This window comes from Streptomyces sp. TP-A0356 (assembly GCF_001417775.1).
GTDB lineage: Bacteria > Actinomycetota > Actinomycetes > Streptomycetales > Streptomycetaceae > Streptomyces.
Genome location: NZ_BBZJ01000020.1, coordinates 1 through 25,973, shown reverse-complemented (window position 1 = coordinate 25,973; position 25,973 = coordinate 1). Strand labels below are relative to the sequence as shown.

At 72.5% G+C, this 25,973-nt stretch carries 20 protein-coding genes and 1 rRNA gene; 5 read left to right on the top strand and 16 right to left on the bottom strand.

The annotated features are described in order from the left end of the window. Window positions 1-364 precede the first annotated feature (364 nt). From ald to ASC56_RS18680, 4 genes are all read right to left on the bottom strand, one after another. Window positions 365-1,489 carry an alanine dehydrogenase gene (ald, locus tag ASC56_RS18695; RefSeq protein WP_055492605.1) on the bottom strand — a complete coding sequence of 375 codons (1,125 nt, stop codon included), beginning with the start codon at window positions 1,487-1,489 and terminating at the stop codon, window positions 365-367. A gap of 135 nt (window positions 1,490-1,624) precedes the next feature. Continuing rightward, window positions 1,625-3,694, bottom strand: a complete 2,070-nt coding sequence (locus ASC56_RS18690; RefSeq protein ID WP_055492604.1) for a tetratricopeptide repeat protein — start codon at window positions 3,692-3,694, stop codon at window positions 1,625-1,627. Window positions 3,695-4,505: 811 nt separating this feature from the next. Continuing rightward, window positions 4,506-5,132, bottom strand: coding sequence for an NUDIX hydrolase (locus ASC56_RS18685; protein ID WP_055492603.1), 627 nt, complete (start codon window positions 5,130-5,132; stop codon window positions 4,506-4,508). A gap of 86 nt (window positions 5,133-5,218) precedes the next feature. Beyond that, on the bottom strand, window positions 5,219-6,880 hold the full coding sequence (locus ASC56_RS18680) for a CTP synthase (RefSeq protein ID WP_055492602.1): 1,662 nt from the start codon (window positions 6,878-6,880) through the stop codon (window positions 5,219-5,221). Between the two features lie 471 nt (window positions 6,881-7,351). Between ASC56_RS18680 and ASC56_RS18675 the strand changes: the two genes are divergently transcribed. The 3 genes from ASC56_RS18675 to ASC56_RS18665 all read left to right on the top strand — a co-directional run bounded on the left by ASC56_RS18675 (window position 7,352) and on the right by ASC56_RS18665 (window position 12,405). Continuing rightward, the gene (locus ASC56_RS18675; RefSeq protein WP_055492601.1) at window positions 7,352-9,154 is read left to right on the top strand and encodes a glycoside hydrolase family 15 protein; all 1,803 of its coding nucleotides are present in this window, start codon (window positions 7,352-7,354) and stop codon (window positions 9,152-9,154) included. A 179-nt stretch (window positions 9,155-9,333) separates the two neighbouring features. After that, entirely contained in the window at window positions 9,334-10,716 is a 1,383-nt protein-coding gene (locus ASC56_RS18670) for an FAD-binding oxidoreductase (protein ID WP_055492600.1), read from the top strand. A 48-nt stretch (window positions 10,717-10,764) separates the two neighbouring features. Beyond that, window positions 10,765-12,405, top strand: a complete 1,641-nt coding sequence (locus ASC56_RS18665) for a PucR family transcriptional regulator (RefSeq protein WP_055492599.1) — start codon at window positions 10,765-10,767, stop codon at window positions 12,403-12,405. Between the two features lie 36 nt (window positions 12,406-12,441). On the opposite strand, the gene ASC56_RS18660 is transcribed toward ASC56_RS18665, so the two are convergent. The 5 genes from ASC56_RS18660 to ASC56_RS18640 all read right to left on the bottom strand — a co-directional run bounded on the left by ASC56_RS18660 (window position 12,442) and on the right by ASC56_RS18640 (window position 17,860). Further along, entirely contained in the window at window positions 12,442-13,578 is a 1,137-nt protein-coding gene (locus tag ASC56_RS18660) for a glycosyltransferase family 4 protein (protein WP_055492598.1), read from the bottom strand. A 339-nt stretch (window positions 13,579-13,917) separates the two neighbouring features. Beyond that, complete coding sequence (gene recN, locus ASC56_RS18655; RefSeq protein ID WP_055492597.1) at window positions 13,918-15,636, bottom strand: DNA repair protein RecN; 1,719 nt, start codon at window positions 15,634-15,636, stop codon at window positions 13,918-13,920. Window positions 15,637-15,820: 184 nt separating this feature from the next. Continuing rightward, a complete protein-coding gene (locus tag ASC56_RS18650) occupies window positions 15,821-16,726 on the bottom strand; it encodes an NAD kinase (RefSeq protein ID WP_055492596.1) in 906 nt (301 codons plus the stop codon). Then, window positions 16,723-17,538: a TlyA family RNA methyltransferase gene (locus ASC56_RS18645; RefSeq protein ID WP_055492595.1), complete on the bottom strand. Its 816-nt coding sequence runs from the start codon at window positions 17,536-17,538 to the stop codon at window positions 16,723-16,725. The genes ASC56_RS18650 and ASC56_RS18645 overlap by 4 nt, the downstream gene beginning before the upstream one ends. A 7-nt stretch (window positions 17,539-17,545) precedes the next feature. Beyond that, complete coding sequence (locus ASC56_RS18640; RefSeq protein ID WP_107309290.1) at window positions 17,546-17,860, bottom strand: hypothetical protein; 315 nt, start codon at window positions 17,858-17,860, stop codon at window positions 17,546-17,548. Between the two features lie 42 nt (window positions 17,861-17,902). Between ASC56_RS18640 and ASC56_RS18635 the strand changes: the two genes are divergently transcribed. Beyond that, window positions 17,903-18,250, top strand: a complete 348-nt coding sequence (locus ASC56_RS18635) for an SCP2 sterol-binding domain-containing protein (RefSeq protein ID WP_055492594.1) — start codon at window positions 17,903-17,905, stop codon at window positions 18,248-18,250. A 22-nt stretch (window positions 18,251-18,272) separates the two neighbouring features. On the opposite strand, the gene ASC56_RS18630 is transcribed toward ASC56_RS18635, so the two are convergent. The 4 genes from ASC56_RS18630 to ASC56_RS18615 all read right to left on the bottom strand — a co-directional run bounded on the left by ASC56_RS18630 (window position 18,273) and on the right by ASC56_RS18615 (window position 22,410). Beyond that, window positions 18,273-19,088 carry an ABC transporter ATP-binding protein gene (locus ASC56_RS18630; RefSeq protein WP_055492593.1) on the bottom strand — a complete coding sequence of 272 codons (816 nt, stop codon included), beginning with the start codon at window positions 19,086-19,088 and terminating at the stop codon, window positions 18,273-18,275. Between the two features lie 134 nt (window positions 19,089-19,222). Next, complete coding sequence (locus ASC56_RS18625; RefSeq protein WP_055492592.1) at window positions 19,223-20,287, bottom strand: iron chelate uptake ABC transporter family permease subunit; 1,065 nt, start codon at window positions 20,285-20,287, stop codon at window positions 19,223-19,225. Beyond that, window positions 20,284-21,327 carry an iron ABC transporter permease gene (locus tag ASC56_RS18620; RefSeq protein WP_055492591.1) on the bottom strand — a complete coding sequence of 348 codons (1,044 nt, stop codon included), beginning with the start codon at window positions 21,325-21,327 and terminating at the stop codon, window positions 20,284-20,286. The genes ASC56_RS18625 and ASC56_RS18620 overlap by 4 nt, the downstream gene beginning before the upstream one ends. Window positions 21,328-21,381: 54 nt before the next feature. Beyond that, window positions 21,382-22,410 carry an HAD hydrolase-like protein gene (locus ASC56_RS18615; RefSeq protein ID WP_055492590.1) on the bottom strand — a complete coding sequence of 343 codons (1,029 nt, stop codon included), beginning with the start codon at window positions 22,408-22,410 and terminating at the stop codon, window positions 21,382-21,384. A 72-nt stretch (window positions 22,411-22,482) separates the two neighbouring features. Here ASC56_RS18615 and ASC56_RS18610 point away from each other — a divergent pair, with 72 nt between their 5' ends. Then, entirely contained in the window at window positions 22,483-23,772 is a 1,290-nt protein-coding gene (locus ASC56_RS18610) for a DUF1015 domain-containing protein (protein WP_055492589.1), read from the top strand. Window positions 23,773-23,821: 49 nt separating this feature from the next. Here ASC56_RS18610 and ASC56_RS41225 read toward each other — a convergent pair whose 3' ends face one another. The 3 genes from ASC56_RS41225 to rrf all read right to left on the bottom strand — a co-directional run bounded on the left by ASC56_RS41225 (window position 23,822) and on the right by rrf (window position 25,898). Further along, complete coding sequence (locus tag ASC56_RS41225) at window positions 23,822-24,607, bottom strand: tetratricopeptide repeat protein (RefSeq protein WP_199836034.1); 786 nt, start codon at window positions 24,605-24,607, stop codon at window positions 23,822-23,824. Then, window positions 24,499-25,599, bottom strand: a complete 1,101-nt coding sequence (locus ASC56_RS41220) for a hypothetical protein (protein ID WP_199836035.1) — start codon at window positions 25,597-25,599, stop codon at window positions 24,499-24,501. Before ASC56_RS41220 ends, ASC56_RS41225 begins: the two co-directional genes overlap by 109 nt. A 182-nt stretch (window positions 25,600-25,781) precedes the next feature. Then, window positions 25,782-25,898, bottom strand: a 5S ribosomal RNA gene (gene rrf, locus ASC56_RS18600). Between the last annotated feature and the right edge of the window lie 75 nt (window positions 25,899-25,973).

Below are 25,973 nucleotides of genomic sequence, written 5' to 3'. Positions count from 1 at the left end.
TCGTCTTACCTCCTTGGTGACCAGGAAACTTCTAGATAGGTCAGCGTGGCACCATGCCGACGGTTGGCGACTCTATGGCGTGTCGGCGGTCCGCAGCAACACAATCCGCCGGACCCGGCCCGATGTGTCGGCAATGAAACATCCCGCTGTCAAGGGTGTCCGGGCGCCGTTCGTCAGGTTTCACCGGTGTGCGAAACGGTTAAAGAGTTGCGTTCGACGCGAGTTGAACGAGTGTCGCAAAGTGACCATACACACATCCGGCCGGACCTTGTCGGGCAAGGTCCGGCCGGCTGCGCGGTGTTGACGAGGAGAGTTGACCTATCGCCTTGTGACGCCGGGAAATCGAACCCGGGCCGTGGCCGGCCTAGCCGAGCAGGGACTCCAGGTCCATGTGCTCCAGGCCGTGCGCCTCGGCGACCTCCTTGTAAACCACCTTGCCGTCATGGGTGTTGAGGCCCCTGGCAAGCGCGGCGTCGCGGCGGAGCGCCTCGACCCAGCCGCGGTTGGCGAGCTCCACGATGTAGGGCAGCGTGGCGTTCGTCAGCGCGTAGGTGGAGGTGTTGGGGACGGCGCCGGGCATGTTGGCGACGCAGTAGAAGACCGACTCGTGGACCTTGAAGGTCGGCTCGGCGTGCGTGGTCGGACGGGAGTCCTCGAAGCAGCCACCCTGGTCGATGGCAATGTCGACAAGGACACTTCCGGCCTTCATCCGCGAGACCAGCTCGTTGGTGACCAGCTTCGGGGCCTTGGCGCCCGGGATGAGCACGGCGCCGATCACGAGGTCGGCCTCCAGGCAGGCCTTCTCCAGCTCGAAGGTGTTGGAGACGACGGTCTGGATCTTCGTGCCGAAGATCTTGTCCGCCTCCTTGAGCTTGTTGATGTCCCTGTCGAGCAGGGTGACGTGGAAGCCCATGCCGATCGCGATCTGCGCGGCGTTCCAGCCGGACACGCCGCCGCCGATGACCACGGCCTTGGCGGCGGGCACACCCGGGACACCGCCGGGCAGCACACCGCGGCCGCCGGCGGCGCGCATCAGGTGGTAGGCGCCGACCTGGGGGGCCAGCCGGCCCGCGACCTCGGACATGGGGGCGAGCAGCGGCAGGGCGCGGTTCGGCAGCTCGACCGTCTCGTACGCGATCGCCGTGGTGCCGGACTCCAGCAGCGCGTCCGTGCACTCCTTGGACGCCGCCAGGTGCAGGTAGGTGAAGAGGATCTGGTCCTTGCGGAGGCGGTGGTACTCCTCGGCGACGGGCTCCTTGACCTTCAGCAGCAGGTCGGCGGTGGCCCAGACCTCGTCGGCGCTCTCCAGGATCTGCGCTCCGGCCGCCACGTACTCCTCGTCCGGGATCGAGGAGCCGACGCCGGCGTGCCGCTCGACGACGACCTGGTGCCCGTTGCGCACCAGCTCGTGCACGCCGGCGGGGGTGATGGCCACCCGGAACTCGTTGTTCTTGACCTCGCGGGGGATGCCGACCTTCACGTCGATCACGGTCCTTGGCTCAGGGAATGTGGGGGCATTGCAAGACATACCCGGGCGTGCGTGGCACACCGGGAGACACCGCAGGAGAAGGTGCGGCAGAGCCAGTCTAATGAAGGCGTTCCAGCTGTCTAGCCTTCCATTGCATCAATCTTCAGCAGATGTACTGCGGATTTCGCAGGCGTTAGCGCTCTGTTCCGGCTCGGAGTCGCCCTGCTGGGCCCCGTCGGCCAGCAATCGCTCCGCCGCACCGCGGTGCAGACCGGCGGCCGCCGGGTCCCCGAGGCGCTCCAGGGTGTCGGCCAGCCTGAGCTGCAGCGCCGCCTGCAGCCGCGTGTCCTGCGCGCGCCGCGCCCACTCGACCGCCTCCTGGCAGGTGCGCAGCGACTCCTCGGGCCGCCCGGCGTACTCCTGGACGCGGGCCAGCTCGCTCAATGCCCGTGCGTGGGCGGCGACATCGCCGTTCCTGCGGTGCCCGGCGATGGCCGCGCGCCAGTTGCGCTGCGCCTCGCCGTAGCGGCCCGCGTAGGTGTGCACGGTGGCGAGGCGACCGTAGAGCCGGGCGGCCTCGGCGCGCTCGTCACGGGCGAGCCGCTGGGCCAGCGCCCGGCCGTACCAGTCGGTGGCCCGGTCGTAGTCCCCCAGCTCCTGGTGGGCGCCGCCTACGGATTCCATCGCGCGGCCCGTCGCATACGGGTCGTTCGCGCGTCGTCCGGCGTCCAGCGCGGACCGGTAGCGGGCCAGCGCCTCCGCGGTGCGGCCGGTCTGCGCGTCCAGGTCCGCGAGATTCAGCAGGGCCGCGGCCTGCTCGCGGGGCAGATCGCGGCGCACGGCGATGTCGAGGACGAGCCGGTGGATGCCGTACAGCTCGGGTGCGGCCGCCCGGGTGCCGAAGTGGGCGACCATGGCCCTCACCAGCGCGGCCATCAGGCGGCGGGCCAGGGTGTCCAGCTCGCCGTCGGCGACCGCGAGCCGGGCCGCGGCCAGCAGCGCGGGCTGCCGGGCGCGCAGCCAGTCCTCGGCCGCCCGCGGGCTCGAGAAGCGCAGGGCCCGGGGCAGGGAGGCGAGCTTCTCACGGGCCTGCGGGCTGTCGGTCTCGGTGATCGCACGGCACGACTGCAGCAGTCGTACGGTCCGCTCCAGCATCCTGGCGCGGGCCAGCTGCAGCTCGCCCGGGCGGTCCTCGCTGTCGGCGAGGGCACGCAGCAGGGTCAGCAGACAGCCGGGGACCTCGTACTGCCGCAGAGGCGAATCGGCTCTGCGCAGAAGACCGAGGGAGGTGAGGTCGTCGAGGACGGTGCCGGCCGCCTCCACCGAGCACCCGGCGAGCGCGGAGGCGGTGTGCGGGTCGACGACACCGGCGGGGGCGAGGGAGAGCAGGCGCAGCATCCGCTGGGGGGCGCCCGGCAGGTCCGCGTACGACAGCCGGAAGATGCGGGCCGACGGCGGCCCCTGGTCGTCCCGGCTGCGCAGATGCCGGGCCAGATCGGCGACGGCTGCCTGGGGGCGGGCGGCCAGCCAGCCGCCGGCGAGGACCAGCGCGGCGGGCTGGCCCGCGCACTGCTCCACCAGCCCCTCCGCGGCGCTCGGGTCGACGGTGATGCGCACCGAGCCGGTGTACCGGGTGAGCAGTTCCAGGGCGGACTTGGTGTCCAGACCACCGAGGGTGCAGGGCCGCACGTCCGCGATGCCGGTCAGCGGGCCTCGGGAGACGGCGACGACGAGGCAGCCGGGCGTGTCCGGCAGCAGCGCGTCGACCTGTTCCGCGTTCACCGCGTCGTCGAGCAGGAGCAGTGCGCGACGCTCCCCGAGGGCCTCGCGCACCGTCTGGCCCAGCTCGTCCTCGGCGGCGCCGGGCGGGGTGGGCAGGCCGAGGGCGGTCAGCAGCTCCCGGGCGGTGCGCTCGGTGGGTACGGGGGTGCCGTCGGGCTCACTGAGGCGGGCGCGCAGCACGCCGTCCTGGTAACGGTGCGCGACCTGCCGGACCAACTCCTCGGCGAGCGCCGTACGCCCCGAACCGGGCTGTCCCGCGATGAGCAGCACCCGGGCGCGGGGCGCCTTGCGGCCGGAGAGGGTGTCGAGTCCCGCGCGCTCGATGTCGATCAGGAGCTCTTTCAACTCCCTTGTACGGCCGAGGAAGTGACCGTCCGCGGCGGCGGGACTCCGGATGCCCTCCGACAGCTCGCTGCCGCCTGTGTCCACCGCCTGATCCGTCACGGGCCTCGCTCCCGTCCCACTGCTCCCACGGGCCCGCCGGGCCTTGAAGGCGGGTCGTGCCCTGAGCCTAGTTCACGCTCTGCGACGATCCCGGCCGAGCACGGCGGACGAGTCCCCCGATCGGATCAGGCGATCGTACGACCGGAGGTATGGGATGGGCATGAGGCCCGGGGCGGATGGGACGCGAGGCCCCGGCCGGTGGTGACGGATGGGCGCGACGCCCCGACGGACGGCGCCGGATCGGCACCAGGCCCCGACGGACGACGCCACATCGACCTCACGCCCCGACCAGCCATGCGAATCCGCGCGCCCCCACGGACGACGCCACATCGGCACCGCGCCCCGGCCGGCGGCAGCACATCGGCACCGTGCCCCGGCCGGCGAAGCCGAACCCCCGAGACCCCCGACCCCCGGACGGACAGCGCCGCATCGACACCACACCTCGACCAGCCATGCCGAATCCGCGCGCCCCCTACGGACGACGCCACATCGGCACCGCGCCCCGGCCGGCGGCAGCACATCGGCACCGTGCCCCGGCCGGCGAAGCCGAACCCGCGAGTCCCGACCCCCGACGGACAGCGCCGCATCGGCACCACACCTCGACCAGCGGCAGCGCACTGGCCCCACACCCGACCAGCGAAGCCGAACCCGCGAGTCCCGACCCCCGACGGACAACGCCGCATCGGCACCGCGCCCCGGCCAGCGGCAGCACATCGGCACCGCGCCCCGGCCAGCGGCAGCGCATCGGCATCGCGCCCCGGCCGGCGGCAGCGCATCGGCATCGCGCCCGAGCCGGGCCGCGCTTGCGTTCTCAGGCCTCGAAGGGCCGCGCCGGCCACGGCGCCTCGGCCGGGCGCAAGGCGTCCAGTCCGTCGCCCTGCTGTGCGGCGACCAGCGAGAGCACACCGACGACGAGGCAGGTGTTGTGGAGGTCCCCGGCCAGCACCCCGCGGACGAGCTCCTGCACCGGCACCCGAGCCAGCTCCATGTCGGCCTCCTCGTCCTCCACCTCGAAGCGCTGCCCCTCGGCCTCGGACAGATCGCGGGCCAGGTAGATGCGCACGGCCTCGTCGCAGCCGCCGGGCGAGGTGTAGATGTCGGCCAGCACACGCCAGTTCTCGGCCTTGACGTGCGCCTCCTCGTACAGCTCGCGCTGGGCGGCGTGCAGCGGGTTCTCGCCGGGGACGTCGAGGAGCCCGGCCGGGATCTCCCAGAGCTTGTGGCGCACCGGGTGGCGGTACTGCTGCACCACCACCACACGGCCCTGGTCGTCGAGGGCGACGACGGCCACCGATCCGGGATGGATCTGGTAGTCACGGCGGGCGACCGAGCCGTCGGGCATGACCACGTCGTCGGCACGGACGGAGGTCTTCTTGCCGACGAACGGGGTCTCACTCGCCCTGACTTCCCACTCCTCGGGGGTGTCCTTGATCGTCATGTCGCCCTGTTCCTCCCACGCCTTGCACGAAAACCGGGGTACGCCTCCCGAAGGACGCCCACCCCGGTCACCGTACAGCGCTTGCGTCACTTGCCGTTCTTGCTGCCGTTCCTGCGCTCGACGGCCGCCTTGACCAGGCCCGCGAACAGCGGGTGCGGCCGGGTCGGGCGGGAGCGCAGCTCGGGGTGCGCCTGCGTCGCCACCAGGTAGGGGTGCACCTCGCGCGGGTACTCGACGTACTCCACGAGCTTGCCGTCCGGGGAGGTGCCGGAGAACACGATGCCCGCCTTCTTCTCCAGCTCGGCCCGGTAGGCGTTGTTCACCTCGTAGCGGTGGCGGTGGCGCTCCTCGACGTACTCCTTGTCGTCGTAGACCTCGCGCGCGATCGAGCCCTCGGCGAGCTTGGCCGGATACATGCCCAGACGCATCGTTCCGCCCATGTCGCCCTCGCCCGCGACGATGTCGAGCTGCTCGGCCATGGTGGAGATCACCGGGTGGGCGGTGGCGGCGTCGAACTCCGTCGAGTTCGCGTCGGGAATGCCGGCCAGGTTGCGCGCGGCCTCGATCACGATGCACTGCAGGCCGAGGCAGAGGCCGAGCAGCGGGATCCTGTTCTCACGGGCGTACTGGATCGCGCCGACCTTGCCGGAGACACCGCGGTCGCCGAAGCCGCCGGGGATGCAGATCGCGTCCACGTCGGACAGCTGCTTCTCGGCGCCCGCCGGGGTCTTGCAGTCGTCGGACGTGACCCACTTGATCTTCACCCGGGCCTTGTTGGCGAAGCCGCCCGCGCGCAGCGCCTCGGTCACCGACAGATACGCGTCGGGCAGGTCGATGTACTTGCCGACCAGGGCGAGGGTGACCTCGTGCTCGGGGTTGTGCACACGGTCGAGCAGGTCGTCCCAGGTCGTCCAGTCCACGTCGCGGAAGGGAAGGTCCAGCTTGCGGACGACGTACGCGTCCAGTCCCTCCGAGTGGACGACCTTCGGGATGTCGTAGATCGAGCGGGCGTCGGGGCAGGCCACGACCGCGGCCTCGTCGACGTCGCACATCAGCGAGATCTTGCGCTTGATCGCGGTGGGGACCTCGCGGTCGCAGCGCAGGACGATCGCGTCCGGCTGGATACCGATGTTGCGCAGGGCGGCGACTGAGTGCTGGGTCGGCTTGGTCTTCAGCTCACCGGAGGGCCCGATGTACGGCAGCAGGGAGATGTGCACCACGAAGACGTTGTCGCGGCCGACCTCGTGACGGACCTGGCGGACGGTCTCCAGGAACGGCAGCGACTCGATGTCGCCGACCGTGCCGCCGACCTCGGTGATCACCACGTCCACCTCGTCGGTGGCCATCCGCCGGATGCGGTGCTTGATCTCGTTGGTGATGTGCGGGATGACCTGCACCGTGTCGCCCAGGTACTCGCCGCGCCGCTCCTTGGCGATCACCGTGGAGTAGACCTGCCCGGTGGTGACGTTCGCGGAACCGTCCAGATCCCGGTCGAGGAAGCGCTCGTAGTGGCCGATGTCCAGGTCCGTCTCGGCTCCGTCGTTGGTGACGAAGACCTCACCGTGCTGGAAGGGGTTCATGGTGCCCGGATCCACGTTCAGGTACGGATCGAGCTTCTGCATGACGACGCGCAGGCCCCGCGCCTTGAGCAGCATGCCGAGGCTGGACGCCGTCAGGCCCTTGCCGAGCGAGGAGGCGACACCCCCGGTGACGAAGATGTGCTTGGTCGTCGTGGATTTGGGCGGCATGGCCAAGAGGGGGCTCCCGTGGTCGCGGTTTGGGGTGCGGTACGGCTGACCTTCCGAAGGATCTTTCCGGGGGTGCCGTCGCTGCGGTTCGGGGGTTTCGAGCCCACCGGTCCACGGGCTACCAGCGTATCAGCGCCAGGACAGGACTGCTTCCGGCCACACTCCGCGCACGTGTCACCATGGACGCGCGGCGGTCACCCGTGACCCACTCGTTCGGACCAGTCTCGTTGCCCGGCGGGGCAAGCGGATCATCGAGGTGCGTCGTATCCTGCTCGGACACTCGCTGCCGAGCACTCCCGGCAAACGGCACCACCCCCGCCCGTCACCGGAACAACAAGAGCTCGTCAGTTCGTTGAACATCGACTGCTTCATTTTCGAATGGGTCGGTGAACAACGAACGTTCTCACCGATCCCATGACCGCAAGAGCGACCGCCCCTCCGGGGCGACGTGGCCGTTCGACTGGAGTTGCATTGGCCGGGCGCATCGAAGACTACGCACTCATTGGAGACATGCAGACCGCGGCGCTGGTCTGCCGGGACGGCACCGTGGATTGGCTGTGCCTGCCCCGCTTCGACTCCCATGCCGTCTTCGCGGGACTGCTCGGCACGGAGGAACACGGCTTCTGGCGCCTGGGACCGGCCCACGCGGCGGACGCCGGTCCGCCGAGGGCCACCCGGCGGACCTACCGGGGCGAGTCCCTCATCCTGGAGTCCGAGTGGGACACCCCGCGCGGCACGGTCCGGGTCATCGACTTCATGCCGCCGCGTGACGGCGCCCCGCAGCTGATCCGGATCGTGGAGGGCATCACGGGCCGCGTGCCGATGCGGTCGGCCCTGCGGATGCGGTTCTCCTACGGGCGCGTGGTGCCCTGGGTGCACAGGCACGAGGGGCGCACGGTGGCCGTCGCCGGACCCGACTCGGTGTGGTTCGACACACAGGCCGAGACCTACGGCAAGGCGCTGACCACGTACGCGGACTTCACGGTCGCGCCCGGTGACCGGATCGCGTTCACCGTCTCGTGGCAGCCCTCGCACAAGGAGCCGCCGCCGATGCCGGAGCCCGAGCAGTCGCTGGAGGCGACCGAGGAGTTCTGGCGGGAGTGGGTCGAGCACTGTACGTACCACGGCCCCTACCGCGAGGCCGTCATCCGCTCCCTGATCACCCTGAAGGCCCTGACCTACGCGCCGACGGGCGGCATCGTGGCCGCGCCCACGACCTCGCTGCCGGAGGAGATCGGCGGCGTGCGCAACTGGGACTACCGCTACACCTGGCTGCGGGACGCGGCGATCACCCTGTCCTCGCTGCTGCGCACCGGCTACCGCGAGGAGGCGCGCGCCTGGCGCGAGTGGCTGCTGCGGGCGGTGGCCGGCGACCCCGAGAACCTGCAGATCATGTACGGCATCGCAGGTGAACGGGAACTGGGCGAGGCCGAGTTGGACTGGCTGCCCGGCTACGAGAACTCGGCCCCGGTGCGCGTCGGCAACGGCGCCGCGCACCAGCTGCAGCTGGACGTGTACGGCGAGGTCACCGAGGCCCTGCACCTGGCCCATATGACCGGCCTGGCCCGCAACGACTACGCCTCCCTGCTCCAGCTCAGGCTCATCCGCTATCTGGAGCAGCACTGGGACGAGCCGGACGAGGGCATCTGGGAGGTGCGCGGCCCACGCCGTCACTTCGTGCACTCCAAGGTCATGGCCTGGGTCGCGGTCGACCGCACGATCAAGCTGATCGAGTCCGGGGACGCCGACGGCCCGCTCGAGGAGTGGCGCGAGCTGCGCGACGACATCCACCGGGCCGTGTGCGAGAAGGGCTACGACAAGGAGCGCAACACCTTCACGCAGTCGTACGGCTCCAAGGAGCTGGACGCCGCGCTGCTGCTCATTCCGCAGATGGGCTTCCTGCCGCCGGACGACAAGCGCGTGATCGGCACGATCGAGGCGATCCAGCGCGAACTGTCCACACCGGACGGCTTCATCATGCGCTACCCCACCTCGGGCGAGGAGGAGGGCGTGGACGGGCTGCCCGGCGACGAGGGCGCGTTCCTCGCGTGCTCGTTCTGGATGGCGGACGACCTGGCGATGATCGGCCGCGTGGACGAGGCCCGCAAGCTCTTCGAGAAGCTGCTCGCCCTGCGCAACGACCTGGGCCTGCTCGCCGAGGAGTGGGACCCGCGCCTGCAGCGCCAGGTCGGCAACTTCCCGCAGGCCTTCAGTCACGTCCCGCTGATCGACACCGCCCTGCGTCTGACGGCGTCCGGCGCGTACGGGGGCTGAGCACGCTCACCGGCGGCGCGCGGGCCGGGCGGCTGATCCCGGCCTCGTGCAGCGGGCACAGCAGGGCCCCGGCCCGTACGCGTCGGCCCAGAGCCGTGAGACCTCGCGCGCCCGTCGCACGGGACCGTTGCGCCCTAGGCTGAAGGCAGTCCTGTCCCCTGCGGGAAGGGGCGGCTGGGATGGCTGCCCTCTCGAAGGCGGGCGCGGCGCTCGCCGCGCTCCGCATGGATCTGGCCGGCGAGGTCTTCGCCCCCGGCGATCCGGGCTACGACCGCGCCCGGGCGGTCTTCAACGCGCGGATCGACCGCCGTCCGGCCGTGATCGCGCAGTGCGCGGGGAGGGCCGACGTGGTCCGGGCCGTCCGCTTCGCCCGGGAACTGGATCTGAAGATCGCCGTCCGGGGCGGGGGGCACAGCGTCGCCGGCATGGCGGTCAACGACAACGGCCTGGTCGTGGATCTGCGCCGGATGCACGGCGTCACCGTGTGTCCCGGATCCGCCACGGTAAGGGTGGAGGGCGGCGCACTGATGAGCCACCTTGACCGTGCCACCCAGCCCCATGGCCTCGCGACCACCGGAGGCCGGACCTCCACGGTCGGCGTCGGGGGCTTCGTGCTCGGCGGGGGCGGTGGCTGGCTGGACCGGGTCTTCGGCCGCGCCGTCGACAACCTGCTCGGCGTCGAGCTGGTCACCGCGGACGGCGGCACGGTCCATGCGAGCGCCGAGGAGAACCCCGAGCTGTTCTGGGCGCTGCACGGCGGCGGCGGGAACTTCGGCGTGGCGACCGCCCTCACGCTCAGGCTGCACGAGCTGCCCGAGTTCTCCGTCGCCCTGGTCACCTTCCCTCCGGAGCGGGGCCCGGACGCGATCCGGCTCTACCGCGAGCTCATCGCCGCCGGCCCGCCGGAGGCGAGCGGCGCCGTGCTGCACCTGACCGGGCGGCCCCCGCCGTTCCTCCCCGTGCGTCGGGTCGGCCCCCCGCTGTGCGGCGCCCTGATCACCTACGCCGGCGGCGAGGACGATCTGCGCGGGCTGGTCAGGCCGCTGCTGGCGCTGCCGCACACGTCCCGGTTCCTGACCGCGATGCCGTACGCCGAACTCCAGTGCCTGTTCGACGACCCGCCGGGGATGCGGGCCCACTGGTCGGCCGAGTATCTGACCCATCTGCCCGACCAACTGGTCGACGTCCTCGGCGCCCGCTTCCGTACGATGCCCGCCCCCATGGCCTGCCGACAGCTGCTGTTCCCGCTTCGCACCGCGCTCGGCTCCGAGCCCCGCAGGTACCCCGTCCCCCAGCGGGACGCGACCTGGGCCGTGCACCCCTTCGCCCAGTGGGCGGACCCCGCGGACGACGCGCGGGCCGTCCAGTGGGTCGCGGACGTGCACAGCGGTGTCCGGCCCTGGCGCACCGGCGCCGTCCGCGTCGGCCTCGTCGGGGACGAGGGCCGGGACCGGGTGGTGGCCGGTCTGAGCACCGAGAGCCTCGACCGGCTGGCCCGGGTGAAGCGGCGGTACGACCCGGACAACGTGTTCCGGTACAACCACAACATCCCCCCGGCCTGAGCGGGTACGACGGTGCGCCCGGGGCGTCCGCGCAGGTAGCGTCACCGCATGGACAGCCGTTTCACCCCGCAGGGCACCCAGGGGACCGGAATCACCGTGCAGCGGGCGCTGGAGCTGCCCGGGCTGCGCAGCGGGCTGCCGGAGGTGCTGGCCGGCGCCGACCGGCTGCACCGCACGGTGCGCTGGGTGCACGCGGGCGAGGTGCCCAACATCGCCTCGCTGCTCAAGGGCGGCGAGCTGCTCCTGACCACGGGCTACGGCCTCGGCACCCGCCCCGCCGACCAGCGCGCGTTCGTCCGTACGCTGGCCGAGCGCGGTATCGCGGCCCTGGTGGTGGAGCTGGGCCCGCGCTTCTCCCGGCTGCCCGCCGCACTCGTCGAGACGGCCCGGACGGCGGGGCTGCCGCTCGTCCAGCTGCATCGCGAGGTGCCGTTCGTGGCCGTCACCGAAGAGATCCACACCGAGATCGTCAATGGCCACTACGCGCTGCTGCAGCGGGCCGAGGAGGTGCACCGCCGCTGCACCGAGGCGCTGCTCGGCGGGGGCGGGGTGCCCCAGGTCCTCGGCATCCTGGCCGGCTTCAGCGGCAACCCGGTGTTCCTGGAGACCGCCGGCGGACAGTTGCTGTACGCCGCCGGGGCCGGGCCCGCGGACACCGACCCGCTCCAGGTGTGGGAGGGCCTGCGCGGCCAGCACAAGGACCAGCCCCCGGCCGGGACGACCCTGGTGGACGTACCGGGCGGCGGTCCCGGCACGGGTTCCGTACGCGCCCGGCTGGTGCTGCTGCCGGTCAGCGCGCCGGTGGCGCCGGTGCACCGGATCGCCGCCGAGCGAGCCGCGGGCATCCTGGCCGTGGTGCTCATGCAGGCCCGGCAGGAGGAGGAGCTCGCGGCGCGCGGGCGCGGCGACTTCCTCACCGATCTCGCCGAGGGCCGGATCGACGCGGAGGACGCGCCCGCGCAGGCCCGGGTGCTGGGCTTCAAACCGGGCGGCGCTCCGCTGCTGCCGGTGGTGATGCGGCTGGCGGACGGCCCCTCTCCGGGCGGCGGGGGCTGGGCGGTGCTGGCGCGGGCGGTCGCGGAGGAGCTGGCGTCGGTGGGTGTGCCGGTCCTGCTCGGCGTACGGCCGGTGGAGGGCCGGGTCCCGCTGCTGCTCGGCCTGCGCTCGGAGTCCGAGCGGTCCGCGGTCGCCGATCGGGTGGCTTCGGCGTTGCGGGCCGGTGTGGAGCGGGCGGGCATGCAGCGGCCGGGCGCGCGGCCGCCGGTCGTGGTGGTCGGCGTCGCGGGCGGCTGGGCCGCGGCGTCGGCGGGGCTGCGGCACGCGGCGGAGACGGCGGCTGCGGCGCAGGGGCTGCCGGAGCTCCCCTGGTACGACGCCCGCCGCCTCGACATCGACCTCCTGCTGTGGAGGCTGCGCGACCATCCGGACCTGGCGGCCTTCGTGGATCGCGCGATCGGCCCGCTGCGCGACCACGACCAACGCTCCAAGCCGCCGTTGCTGCCCACCCTGGAGACGTATCTGGCGCACGCGGGCCGCAAGGCGGAGACGGCCCGCGAGCTGCATCTGAACCGGCAGACGCTCTACAACCGGCTGGCCCGGATCGGTGAGTTGCTGGGCACGGACCTCGACGACCCGCAGACGGTCCTGGCACTGAGCCTGGCGCTGCGGGCGCGCCGACACGTGCCCTGAACGTCCTCGGGCACGTGCCCCGGATGCCCTCGTTCCCTAGATGTAGGGCCACGCCTGCGTCAACTCGTCGTAGACGCTGAGCACTTGGGTCACCGTCTCGTCCTCCGTCGGCCAGGTGGCGGCCTGTTGGGTGCCCTTGTCCTTCAACAGGTCGCGGCGCTCGGGGTCGTCGAGAAGCCGTACGACGGCGTCGGCGAGCGCGTCCGCGTCCGCGTAGGGCACGAGTTCGGCCGCCTCGCCGACCAGTTCGCGGATGCCGCCGCCATCGGTGGCGACGAGCGGCACACGCGCGTGCAGGGCCTCCTGGGCGAGGACGGACCGGGACTCCCAGCTGCTGGGCAGCAGTGCGAGATCGGCCGCGGCGAGCAGTTCGCCGACGTCCTCGCGCCGCCCGAGCAGGCGCACCGGCAGTTCCTCGTCCTCGACGCGCCGCTGGAGCACCGTCCGCAGCGGCCCCTCCCCGGCGATCACCACCAGGGGCGTCGGGTCGACGCGGCGCCAGACGCGGGAGGCGTCCAGCAGGACGTCGTACCCGCGGTGCCGGTCGAGGGCGCCGACGGCCATGAGCAACGGCCGGTCCGTGACGCCCAGTTCGGCACGGATCTTGGAGCTCAGCCGGTCGGGGTCGTCGTGCTCGGCGGGCTTGCGGGGTGCGGGCAGGGCGATCGCGGCGAGCCGGGCGTCGCGGGCGCCACGGCGGCGGGCCCGGTCGACGAGGTCGGACGAGGTGCCGAGGACGACGGACGCGGCCCGGGCCACACGGCGTTCGAGGAGGCGCAGCAGATGGGCGCGGGCGCCCTCGGCATGCCCGCGCGTGTGCCACGTGACCACGAGCGGGATGCGGCGCCCGCCGAGCGCGAGCGCCGTCCGCAGGCCCGCGTGCAGTCCGTGCGCGTGCACCAGGTCCGCCTCGGCGCAGGCGATGCGGAGCGCGGCCAGGGAGGACGGGTCCGTGTCGCGGGGCACGGGTACGTGCCGGGCGCCGACGCCGGTGAAGTCGTAGGAGCGCTCGGCCTCGACGGGGGCGCACACGGTCACCCGCACGCCCCGGGCGACCAGGCCCGAGGCCAGCGTGCGCACGTGCACGCTGCTGCCCGCGCTGCCCCCGCCGAGCACCTGCACGGTGTGCAGCGGCGACCGGCCGTGCGGTGAGTGGCTGCTCGCAAGGCTCACGTGGCCGGGGCTCCTGGTTCGGCGTCGGACGGTCACGAAGAAACGTACAGAAGGATCGCGCGGTGGGGGTGGACCGCGCGAGAGCTCCGCGGATGACTCAAGCATGCCAGGGTGCGGGGGTGTTGCGGCACCGGCGGGTGGGCGCGAGGACGCCGGACCGGGCGGCCGGGGAGGGAAGTGGTCACTCACATGGGTGAAAGGCGCAGCGCTTTCGGGTGGCGTTGGGCAGGTGAGCGGGGGTTACCGCCGTCCCATGCCCTCCGAGCACGCCCTCCGAGCATGCCGCCGAGCACGCCCTCCGAGCACGCCCCCGAGAGAGCCGCCCGACGGTGTCTCCTCCTACACGTCCGCCCGGGCCGCCGCCAGCAGCTCCTCCGCGTGCGCCCGTGCCGTCTGCGAGTCCTCCTGGCCCGCGAGCATCCGGGACAGTTCACGGATCCGGTCCTCGCCCTCCAGGACCTTCACCCCGGAGCGGGTCACCGACCCGTCGTTCGTCTTCTCCACCAGCAGCTGGCGGTCGGCGAACGCCGCCACCTGCGGCAGGTGGGTGACGACCACGACCTGCGCGGTCTTGGCGAGCCGGGCCAGCCGACGGCCGATCTCGACCGCCGCCTTGCCGCCGACGCCCGCGTCGACCTCGTCGAAGAGGTACGTCGGCACGGGATCCGTGCCCGCGAACACGACCTCCACCGCGAGCATCACCCGCGACAGCTCACCGCCCGAAGCGCCCTTGGCGATGGGCCGCGGCGGCGCGCCGGGGTGGGGTGCGAGCAGCAGCTCGACCTCGTCGACGCCCGAGGGCCCGTACGCGACCGTACGTCCGCCGACCTCGACGCCTTCGGGGTCGTCCGTCTGCCGGATCTCGAACGACACGCGCGCGTGCGGCATGGCGAGCGAGGCCAGCTCGGCGGTGACGGCGGCGGCGAACCGCTCGGCGGCCTCCGCGCGCGCGTCCGTCAACGCCTGTGCCAGCCCGCCCAGTTCGGCGCGCAGCGCATCCCGCTCGGCGGTCAGCTCCTCGATCCGCTCGTCGTCGCCGTCGAGTTCGGTCAGCCGCGCGGCGCTCTGCTCGGCCCAGGCCAGCACGGCGCCCACGTCCTCGCCGTACTTCCGGGTCAGCGTATTGAGCGCGGCCCGCCGTTCCTCCACGGCCGCCAGCCGCAGAGGGTCCGCGTCGAGGTCGTCGGCGTACCCGGCGAGCTCGCCCGCCACATCGCCCAGCAGGATCCCGATCTCCCCGATCCGGTCGGCGAGCCCCGCCAGCGCCGGATCGTGCGACCGCACCGCTTCCAGGGCCCGGTGCGCGCCCGCGACCAGTGTGGCCGCGTCGACGCCCTCGGGGTCCTCCGGATTGCCCGCCAGCGCCGCGTGCGCTGCCGTCGCCGCCGACGCGAGCGCCTCCGCGTGCCCGAGCCGCTCGGCCTCCTCGGCCAGCTCCACGTCCTCGCCGGCCCGTGGCTCCACGGCCGCGATCTCATCGAGCCCGAAGCGCAGCATGTCGGCTTCCTGGGCCCGCTCACGGGCGCGTGTGGTGATCTGCTCCAGCTCGGCGGAGACCGCCCGCAGCCGCCGGTAGGCCTCCCCGTACTTGGCGAGCGGCACCGCCACGGCGTCACCCGCGTACCGGTCGAGCGCCTGCCGCTGCCGGGACAGCTTGAGCAGGCCCTGCTGGTCGGTCTGCCCGTGCACGGCGACCAGTTCGTCGGCCAGCTCCGCGAGCACGCCGACGGGCACGGAACGCCCGCCCAGGTGCGCCCGCGAGCGTCCCTCGGCGGAAACGGTACGGCTGATGAGCAGCGCCCCGTCGTCGAGCTCGGCCCCGGCCTCTTCCGCGCGTACGGCGGCAGAGGCGCCCCGGGGCATGGCGATCCGCCCCTCCACGACCGCGTTCTTCGCACCGATCCGTACGAGCGCCGGGTCCGCCCGCCCGCCGAGCAGCAGGCCGAGGCTGGTGACGACCATGGTCTTGCCCGCGCCCGTCTCACCGGTCACGGCGGTGAAGCCGGGCGACAGTTCGACGACCGCGTCGTCGATGACTCCGAGCGACCGTATCCGCATCTCCTCCAACACGGACAAGACCTTACGAGGTCGGACCGCGGGTGTGCGACGGCCCCCGCCCTGCTTGCGAGAAGGCGCAGGTGACAGAAACGGGCCGAGCGCACATATCACCCCCGGGAGGTATACCGCGCGCCCTCCCGGGGCGCGGGGACCGCGCCCGCGGTCGGCGGACCGCCCACAGCGGTCAGTGCGGCCGCCCCCGCCACCCGGACACCGGCAACGCGAACTTGGCCACCAGCCGGTCCGTGAACGACGCGTGGTGCAGCCGAGCCAACCGCACCGGCACCGCTCCCCGCCGCACCTCCACCCGCGCCCCCTGCGGCAGCTCCACCATCCGCCGCCCGTCGCACCACAGCACCCCGTGCGGCGTGTCCGGCTGCACCTCCACGGCGAGCACGGAGTTCGGCGAGGTCACGAGCGGCTTGGCGAACAGCGCGTGCGCGCTGATCGGCACCATCAGCAGCGCCTCCACCTCGGGCCACACCACGGGTCCGCCCGCCGAGAACGCGTAGGCCGTCGACCCGGTGGGGGTCGCGCACACGATGCCGTCGCAGCCGAACCCGGTCACCGGACGCCCGTCGATCTCCAGGACGACCTCCAGGAGCTTCTCGGCGGAGACCTTCTGCACGGCCGCCTCGTTGAGCGCCCAGTCGGTGTGCACGATGTCGCCGTTCTTGTGGACGACGACATCGACGGTCATGCGCTCCTCGACCTCGTAGGCCTTCATCACGACCCGGTCGACGACCCTGTCGAGGTCGTCGCGCTCGGCCTCGGCGAGGAAGCCGACCCGGCCGAGGTTGACACCGAGCATCGGCACCCCGGAGGCGCGGGCGAACTCCGCGCCCCGCAGCAGGGTGCCGTCCCCGCCGAGCACGATCAGCAGCTCGCATCCGTCGAGAGACTGCGGAGTGGCCTCCTTGACGAGTTCCACCTCGTCCGGCAACGGCAGGTCGGCCGCCTCGGCCTCCAGCACGCGTACGCCGATCCCGCAGCGCAGCAGCCCCTTGACTACGAGCTCGGCGCTGCGGATGGCCGCGGGCCGTCCGGTGTGGGCGAGCAGGAATACAGTACGAGCTCGGTTCTGTGTCAACGCGGCCCCTCCGCCACTGCACGGTCAACGTCGGCCGGGTCCAGCGCGGGTGCTCCGGCTCGCAGCCACAGAAAGTACTCGACGTTGCCCGAGGGTCCGGGCAACGGGCTGGCCGTCACGCCCTGCACGCCGAGCCCCAGTTCGGCGGCCCGCTCGGCCACCCCGATCACGGCCTCGGCGCGCAGCTGCGGGCTGCGCACGACACCGCCGCTGCCCAGCCGTTCCTTGCCCACCTCGAACTGCGGCTTGACCATCATCACCAGGTCGGCGTCCGGCTTCGTGCACCGCACCAGGGCGGGCAGCACCAGCCCCAGCGGAATGAAGGACAGATCCCCCACGACAAGATCCACAGGCTCCCCATCGATCGCTTCGAGCGTCAACTCGCGTACGTTCGTACGGTCCTTCACGGTGACGCGTTCATCGCTCCGGAGAGACCAGGCCAGTTGTCCGTACCCGACGTCGACGGCGACGACATGGGCGGCACCGGCGCGCAGCAGGACGTCGGTGAAGCCTCCGGTGGACGCGCCGGCGTCCAGCGCCCGCCGCCCCTCGACCTTCAGGCCCTGCGGCACGAAGGCCGTCAGGGCGCCCGCGAGCTTGTGGCCGCCCCTGGAGACGTAGTCGGGGTCGCCCTCGTCCTGCGCGACGACGATGGCGGCCGCGGTCTCCACCTGGGTGGCGGGCTTGGTCGCGACGGTCTTGCCCACGGTGACCCGGCCCGCGGCGATCAGCTGGCCGGCGTGCTCGCGCGAGCGTGCGAGCTTCCGGCGGACCAGCTCCGCGTCGAGACGGCGGCGTGCGACTCCTGCCACGTTCGGTTCAGCTCCTGTTCTCGTACGGGCGTGGGGGCTCCGGAGGTCCCGGACGGGCGTCGAGCGCGGTGAGCGCGTCGCGCAGGCCCCGATGTACATCCTCGTACACCTCCACATGACCGTCCGTGGCGAGGTGGTCGGCGTCGGCCAGTCGCTCCAGCTGGGCGTCGACATCGGCGTTGCCGGTGGGGGTCCGGGGAACGTTCAGGCGGGTGGGCGCGGCCGGGTCGTACTCCTGCTCGTACGCGGTATCGCCCGGAACGTCCAGCTCCGCTTCCGCCGCTCGCGCTGGAAGCTCGCCCTCGGGCACGCAGTCACTCATGCCCCGACGCTACCGCGAAGCACTGGGGTACCGTCGCTCACGATGGCGACGATTGAGGAGTGCCGCAGCGCACTCGACAAGCTCTCGGAGAACCTGGCGGCTGCCGACGGGGACGTGCGTGCGGCGGCGGCCCTGGACCGCTCGCTCAGCTGCCGTGTCACCGACCTGGACGTCACCTTCGTCGGCCGCCTCAGGGGCGGCCGGATCGAGGTGCTCGACACGGTCCAGGGGCCACCGACCGAGAAGGCCCAGATCAGACTGGCGATGAGCGGCGACGACCTGGTGTCGATGGTCGACGGCGAACTGAACTTCGCCAAGGCCTGGGGCTCGGGCCGGGTGAGGCTGGAGGCGGCCCTGCTCGACCTGTTCCGGCTCAGGAAGCTCCTGTAGGCCCCAGGCGGCCCGTCCACCGTCAGGACGCCTCCTTGGCCGCCGCACGCCCGCGTGTCCTGCGTGCCGCCGGCACCACCAGCGGCGTTCCCGTCTCCGGGTCGTCGACGACCTGGCAACGCAGCCCGAAGACCTCCTCGACCAGCTCGGCCGTGACGATGTCGTGCGGGGCGCCCTCGGCGATGACCTCTCCGCCCCGCAGGGCGATGAGGTGGGTGGCGTACCGGGCGGCGTGGTTCAGGTCGTGCAGGACGGCGACCAGGGTGCGCCCCTGCTCCTCGTGCAGCTCCGCGCACAGGTCGAGCACGTCGATCTGGTGCTGGATGTCCAGATAGGTCGTCGGTTCGTCGAGCAGCAGCAGGGGCGTCTGCTGGGCGAGCGCCATGGCGATCCACACGCGCTGCCGCTGTCCGCCGGAGAGTTCGTCGACGTAGCGGTCGGCCAGTTCGGCGACGCCGGTCTGCGCCATGGACTCCTGGACGACCCGCTCGTCCTCGCGCGACCACTGGCGCAGGATGCCCTGGTGCGGATAGCGGCCGCGGCCCACGAGGTCGCCGACGGTGATCCCGTCGGGCGCGATCGAGGACTGCGGCAGCAGCCCCAGGGTCCGTGCGACCTTCTTCGCGGGCATCGACTGGATGACCTGCCCGTCCAGCAGCACGCGCCCCTGGGACGGCTTGAGCATCCGGGACAAGGCGCGCAACAGCGTGGACTTGCCACAGGCGTTCGGCCCGACGATCACGGTGAAGGAGCGGTCGGGAATCTCCACGGACAGCTGTTCGGCGATCACGCGCTGGTCGTAGGCGAGGGTGACCCGGTCGGCGGCGAGGCGGTGCACGGTGCTCCTTGTGTCGTGTGTCCGGCTGTGTCGGGGGCGTCCGGCTGCGTCGGGGGTGTCCGGCTGTGTCGGGGGCGTCCGGCTGCGTCTGGAGTGTCCGGCTGTGTCGGGGGCGTCCGGTCCGTTCGCGGCGCTCATATGCGGCCGGCCCTGCGCTCGGTGACCAGCAGCCACAGCAGGTAGACGCCGCCGAGGACCCCGGTGACCACGCCCACGGGCAGCTGGTCCGCGCCGAAGACCCGCTGCGAGGCGAGGTCGGCGACGATCAGCAAGGTGGCGCCCATGACCATGGAGGGCATGAGGTTCGGTCCGGGTGAGCGGGTCAGTCGGCGGGCGAGCTGCGGCGCGGTGAGCGCGACGAAGCCGACCGGGCCCGCGGCGGCGGTGGCACCGGCGGTGAGCAGCACCGCGGACACCATCAGCAGCAGCCGTACGCGCTCGACGCGTATCCCGAGGGCGCCCGAGACGTCGTCGCCCATCTCCGTCATCCGCAGCCCCCGCGCATTGCCGAGGACGAGCGGTACGAGGAGGGCGCACAGCGTGAGCAGGGGCCAGACCTGGCTCCAGTCGCGGCCGTCCAGGGAGCCGGTCATCCATACGACCGCGCGGGCCGCGTCGACGATGTCGGCCTTGGTGAGCAGATAGCCGTTGACCGCCGTGGCGAGGGCGCAGACGCCGATGCCGACCAGGACCAGGCGGTAGCCGTGCACGCCCTGCTTCCAGGCCAGCAGGTAGATGGCGAGGCCGGTCAGCAGGCCGCCGACGAGCGAGCCCACGGCGACCTCGGTGGCGCTCCCGGAGAACAGCACGATCATCACGAGCGCGCCGGCCGTCGATCCCTGCCCGAGACCGAGCACGTCCGGACTGCCCAGCGGATTGCGGGAGATGGACTGGAACAGTGCGCCGCCCAGCCCGAGCGAGGCGCCGACCAGCAGACCGACGAGCACGCGCGGCAGCCGCAGTTCGGTGACGACGAACTCCTGGACCGGCTGGCCGTTGCCGGCCAGCGCCCTGAGGACGTCCCCGGCCGGAATCGTGAGGTCGCCGGTGCCGATCAGCAGGACGCTCGCGGCGAGCGCGGCGGCCAGCAGCAGGGCGAGGACCGTCAGGGCGCGCGGGTGGAACCGGACGGACAGCCCGCCGCCGGTACGGAGGGCGAGGGCGAGGGTGCGGGTGGCGGAGGTGCGGGTGGTCTTCACAGCTGCGCCGTCCTGCGCCGTCGTACGAGGAGGATGAAGACCGGACCGCCGATGACCGCGGTGACGATCCCGACCTGCAGTTCGGCGGGCCGGGCGACGATGCGGCCGATCACGTCGGCGCCGAGCAGTAGCACGGGCGCCAGGACGGTCGCGTACGGCAGGATCCAGCGCAGGTCCGGGCCGGTGAAGGACCGCACGACGTGCGGGACCATCAGCCCGACGAACACGATCGGCCCGCAGGCCGCGGTCGCGGCCCCGCACAGCACGGTGGCGGCGGCCAGGGCCAGGGCGCGGGTCCGGTCGAGGCGCGCGCCCAGCGCCCGGGCGGTGTCGTCGCCCATCGCCACCGCGTTCAGCGGCCGGGCGAGGGCCAGCGCCAGGACCGTACCGGCCAGGAGGAAGGGCAGGACCTGTGCGATGGTCGCGTCGGTGGCCGAGGCCAGCGAACCGATCGTCCACAAGCGCATCCTGCCGAGCGCCGCGTCATCCGTGATCATCACGGCCTGGAGATAGCCGTAGAGCGCGGCGCTGATCGCCGTGCCGGCGAGCGCGAGACGCACCGGCGTCGCACCCCGGCTGCCGCCCAGGAACCACACCAGGGCCCCGACGGCGGCCGCGCCCAGGAGGGCGAACCAGACGTAGCCGCTCAGGCTCGTGACACCGAGGTACGTGATGGCGGTGACGACCGCGGCGGACGCGCCCGCGTTGATGCCGAGCAGCCCGGGGTCGGCCAGCGGGTTGCGGGTGAGCGCCTGGAGGACGGCACCGGACAGACCGAGCGCCGCACCCGCGAGCAGCCCGAGGACCGTACGGGACAGCCGGTCGCCGACCACGACGTCGGCATACGTCCCCGAGTCGTGCAGAAGGCCGTGCCAGACCTGGGCAGGCGACAGCTGTTTCGCACCGATCGCGATGCTCGCCGACGCGACGAGCGCCAGGATCAGGACCGAGGCCAGGAGCCCAACGGCCCGTATCGCCCAGGGGGTTGAGGGCGCGGGGGCGGTCTCCGCGCGCGGTTCGGGAGGACTGTCGACCAACACGAGGTTAGGTTAGCCTACCCTCGCTTCACCTCTCGATGTGGTGGCCCTCGTGGCTCACAGTCCCAGCCGCGCCAGCGCCTTCGCCCCGTCCAGCTCGCACGATCCCTCACCGGCCGCCGTCCAGGCCGCCGCGCACAGGGCCCGCAAACCGTCCAGCGCCTCTCCGTCGCCCTCCAGCTCCAGCCGGTCCTTCCCCGCCGTCGCCGTCCAGCCACCGCAGCGGAAGCCGTCGCCCGCCGCTGCCACGTCCGGCTGCCCGGTCAGCAGCCCACGCAGATCCGCGTCCACATACGTCGGCCGCTGGTGCGACGGCGCGGCGAGCAACTGGGCCCCGTCCGTCACACCCGTCAGCACGAGCAGCGAGTCCACCTCTCCGTTGAACGCGCCCTCGATGTCCGTGTCCAGCCGGTCCCCGACCACCAGCGGCCGCTCGGCGCCGGTCCGCAGGATCGTCTCGCGGTGCATCGGCGGCAACGGCTTGCCCGCCACCTCCGGCTCGGCACCGGTCGCGATCCGGACGACCTCCACGGCCGCGCCGTTCCCCGGCGCGATCCCACGCGCGCCGGGGATCGTCAGATCCGTGTTGGACGCGAACCACGGCAGCCCCCGGGCAATGGCGTAGCAGGCCTCCGCGAAGCGCCCCCAGGGCAGCTCGGGGCCGCCATAGCCCTGCACCACGGCCACCGGGTCGTCGTCGGCCGACTCGACGGGCACGAGCCCCCGCTCCCGCAGCGCCACGCGCAGCCCCTCCCCGCCGACGACCAGCACGCGCGCCCCCGCGGGCACCTGCTCACCGATGAGCCGCGCGACCGCCTGCGCCGAGGTGATCACGTCCGAGGCCTCTGCCGGTATCCCCAGCTCCGTGAGGTGCGCGGCCACCGCGTCCGGAGTGCGCAGCGCGTTGTTCGTGACGTACGCCAGATGCATCCCGCCCGCGCGGGCGGCACCGAGCGACTCCACGGCATGGGCGATGGCACTTCCACCCGCGTACACCACCCCGTCCAGGTCGAGCAGCGCCGTGTCGTACCCCTCGCTCAAGGGCCGCGCACTGCCCTCGGGCCGCGTCCTGACGGTCTGGCTCATTCCGCATCGCTCCTCGTTGACTCGCTTTCCCCCGATCATCGCGCATGGCACCGACGCACTTACGATGCATCAATGAACACTGCAGGTCGCCGGGACGTAACGACGCACACGGGCCTAGAACTGGTGCCCTTCCGGGGCCTGCGCTACGACCCCGACCGTGTCGGCAGCCTCGCCGCGGTCACCTCTCCGCCGTACGACGTCGTCGTGCGCCCGGACGGGCTACTCCATCTGGAGTCGGCCGATCCGCACAACATCGTGCGCCTGATCCTTCCCCAGGCGGACACCCCCGCCGCCCGCAACAAGCAGGCGGCCGACACCCTCCACCGCTGGCTCGCCGAGGGCGTCCTGACCACCGACGCCGAGCCCGGTCTGTACGTCTACGAGCAGCGCGGCAGCGGTCTGCTGCAGCGCGGCATCATCGGAGCCCTCCGCGTGTCGGGGCCCTCTGAGGGTGTGGTTCTGCCCCACGAGGACGTCATGCCACATGTGGTCGCCGACCGTGCGGCCCTGATGCGGGCCACCTCGGCCAACCTCGAACCTCTGCTGCTCACCTACCGCGGCAACGGCGCCGAGGCCGGGGCGACCGCCGTGATCGAACGCACCGCCGAGCGCCCGCCGCTGCTGTGCACCACCACGGAGGACGGTTTCAGCCACCGTCTGTGGACGGTGACGGATACGGCCGACCTCGCGGAGATCCAGGCGGATCTGTCCCGGCACCAGGCTCTGATCGCCGACGGCCACCACCGCTGGGCGACGTACGTGCGTCTGCGCGCGGAGCACTCCTCCCCCAGCCCCTGGGACTACGGCCTGGTCCTCCTGGTGGACACCGCCCGCTACCCCCTGAGGGTCCGCGCGATCCACCGCCTGCTGCACCGCCTCCCGGTGTCCGAGGCGTTGCCCGCCCTCACGGGCCTGTTCCGCGTACGTCGGCTGTGTGTCCCGCTGGAGCAGGCGCTGGCGGCGCTGGCCGACGCGGCCTGCGCCGGGAACGCCTTCCTGCTGGCGGGCGACGGCGCCTTCCATCTGGTCGACCGGCCGTCCCCCGACCTGCTGGCCCGCACGGTCCCGGGTGACCGCCCGGAGGCCTGGCGCACCCTGGACGCGACGGTCCTGCACGCCACCCTGCTGGAGCATGTCTGGCGCATCCCCGAGGACTCGCCAGAGCACATCGCCTACATCCACGACACCGCCGCGACGGTCGAGAAGGCCGAGCGCGACGGCGGCACGGCCGTGCTGATGCACCCGGTCCGCGAGGACGTCGTACGCGAACTGGCCCGGCAGGGCGTGACTATGCCGCGCAAGTCGACGTCGTTCGGCCCCAAGCCCGCGTCGGGACTGGTGCTGCGGGCACTGACGTCCTGACGGCCGGGAAGGGGCGGGGGTCACGCCCCCGCCCCTTCACTCGGTGCCGTCAGCTCTTGTCGTCCTCGGCGTCCTCGGCGCCGGGGCTCTCGCGGGTGGCGCTCCCGGTGGAGGCATCCTGGGACTCCTCGCCGGGTTCGGCGTCGTCATGGCTCTCGTCGAGCGCGTCGACGAACTCCACGCCGTCCAGCTCGGCGAGCCGGTCGGAGGCGTCCGTGCTGCCGTCCTTGTCCGACTCGACGGCCTTGGCGAACCACTCGCGCGCCTCGGGCTCCCGGCCTGCGGCAAGCAGCGCGTCGGCGTACGCGTACCGCAGGCGCGCGGTCCACGGCTGCACCGCGTTGGACGCCAGCTCCGGGCTCTGCAGCGTCACGATGGCGGCGTCGAGCTGCCCCATGTCCCGGCGCGCACCGGCCGCGACGAGCCGCATCTCCACCTGACCGGCCTTGTCGAGCTTGTACACCTCGGGCGCTCCGGCCATGTCCAGCGCCTTCTCGGGCCGGCCGAGACCGCGCTCGCAGTCGGCCATGACGGGCCACAGTTCGATGTTCCCGGTCATGCGCCGGGCGGCCCGGAACTCGGCGAGTGCCTCACCGTACTTCTGGTTGGCGTACGCGGCGAAGCCGGCCGCCTCGCGCACGGCGGCGACCCGGGACGCGAGACGCAGCGCCACCTTGGAGTACCCGTATGCGCGCTCGGGCTCCTCGTCGATGAGCCTGGCGACCATCACGAGGTTCTTGGCGACGTCTTCGGCGAGCGTCTTCGGCAGGCTCTGCAGCTCCTGCCGTACGTCCTTGTCGATCTCGTCGCCGGTGACGTCCTCGGGGATCGGCAGCCGCTTGATCGGCTCGCGGTCGCGGTCCCGCTCGTCCCGGAACCGGCCACCACCGCGCCGCTCGTCACCGCGCCGCTCGTCACCGCGCCGGTCGTCACGCCCACGGAAGCCACCGGGGCGGCCGCCACGGTCATCGCGACGGGGGCCGCGCGCACCGCGGTCGTCCCGTCCACGGAAGCCTCCGCGGTCGCCGCGGCTGTCGTCCCGGCGGAAGCCGCCGCGGTCGCCGCGGTCGTCACGCCGGTCGTCACGCCGGTCGTCACGCCGCCCGTAACCGCCGCGGTCGCCGTAACCACCGCGGTCGTCACGGCGCTCGTCGCGGCGGAAGCCGCCACGGTCGTCGCCGCGGCGGTCGTCACGCCGGTCATCACGCCGATCGTCGCGTCGGCCGTAACCGCCGCGCTGGTCGTCACGGCGGAAGCCACGGTCTCGGTCGTCACGTCGATCGTCGCGCCGGTCGTCACGCCGGTCGTCGCGGCGCTCCTCGCGGCGGAAGCCGCCCCGGTCGTCGTCACGGCGGCCGTAGCCACCACGGTCGTCATCGCGACGGCCGTAGCCACCACGGTCGTCATCGCGACGGAAGGCGGGGCGGTCGCCGTCACGGCGGAACCCGCCACGGTCGTCGCGGCGCGGGCCAGCCGACCGGTCGTCACGGCGGAAGGACGGCCGTCCTCCGCGGTCGCCTCGGCTGTCGTCGCGGCGGAACCCGCCACGGTCGTCGCCACGACGGTCATCACGACGATCGTCGCGACGGTCATCACGACGATCGTCGCGACGGTCATCACGCCGATCGTCACGACGATCGTCACGACGGTCATCACGCCGATCGTCACGCCGGTCATCGCGGCGGAAGCCACCACGGTCGCCGCGGTCGCCACGGTCGCCGCGGTCGTCGCCACGGCGGTCGTCACGTCGGCCGTAACCGCCGCGGTCGCCGTAACCACCGCGCTCGTCAGCGCGGCGCGGCCCCCCGCGGTATCCGCCGCGGTCACCGCTGTCCCGTCGCCGTTGGTCGCGCTCGGGACGCTCGTCGGGAGAGTTGGGGGACATCGGTGACTCCTGTCTTCGGTACCGCAAATCATTCTCGCGCAGCCGGGTACCCGGCGCGCCCTGGAAAAACGAAAAGGACCCCTGGTCCCAGCGAGTCGCTGGGACCAGGGGTCCTCCAAAGATTGTTCGGCGGTGTCCTACTCTCCCACAGGGTCCCCCCTGCAGTACCATCGGCGCTGTAAGGCTTAGCTTCCGGGTTCGGAATGTAACCGGGCGTTTCCCTTACGCTATGACCACCGAAACCCTAATGGTTTCGAGCGAACAAGCACACTCTTCAGTTGATGTTCTGCTCAAAGCCGACAACGGATCGTTGTCT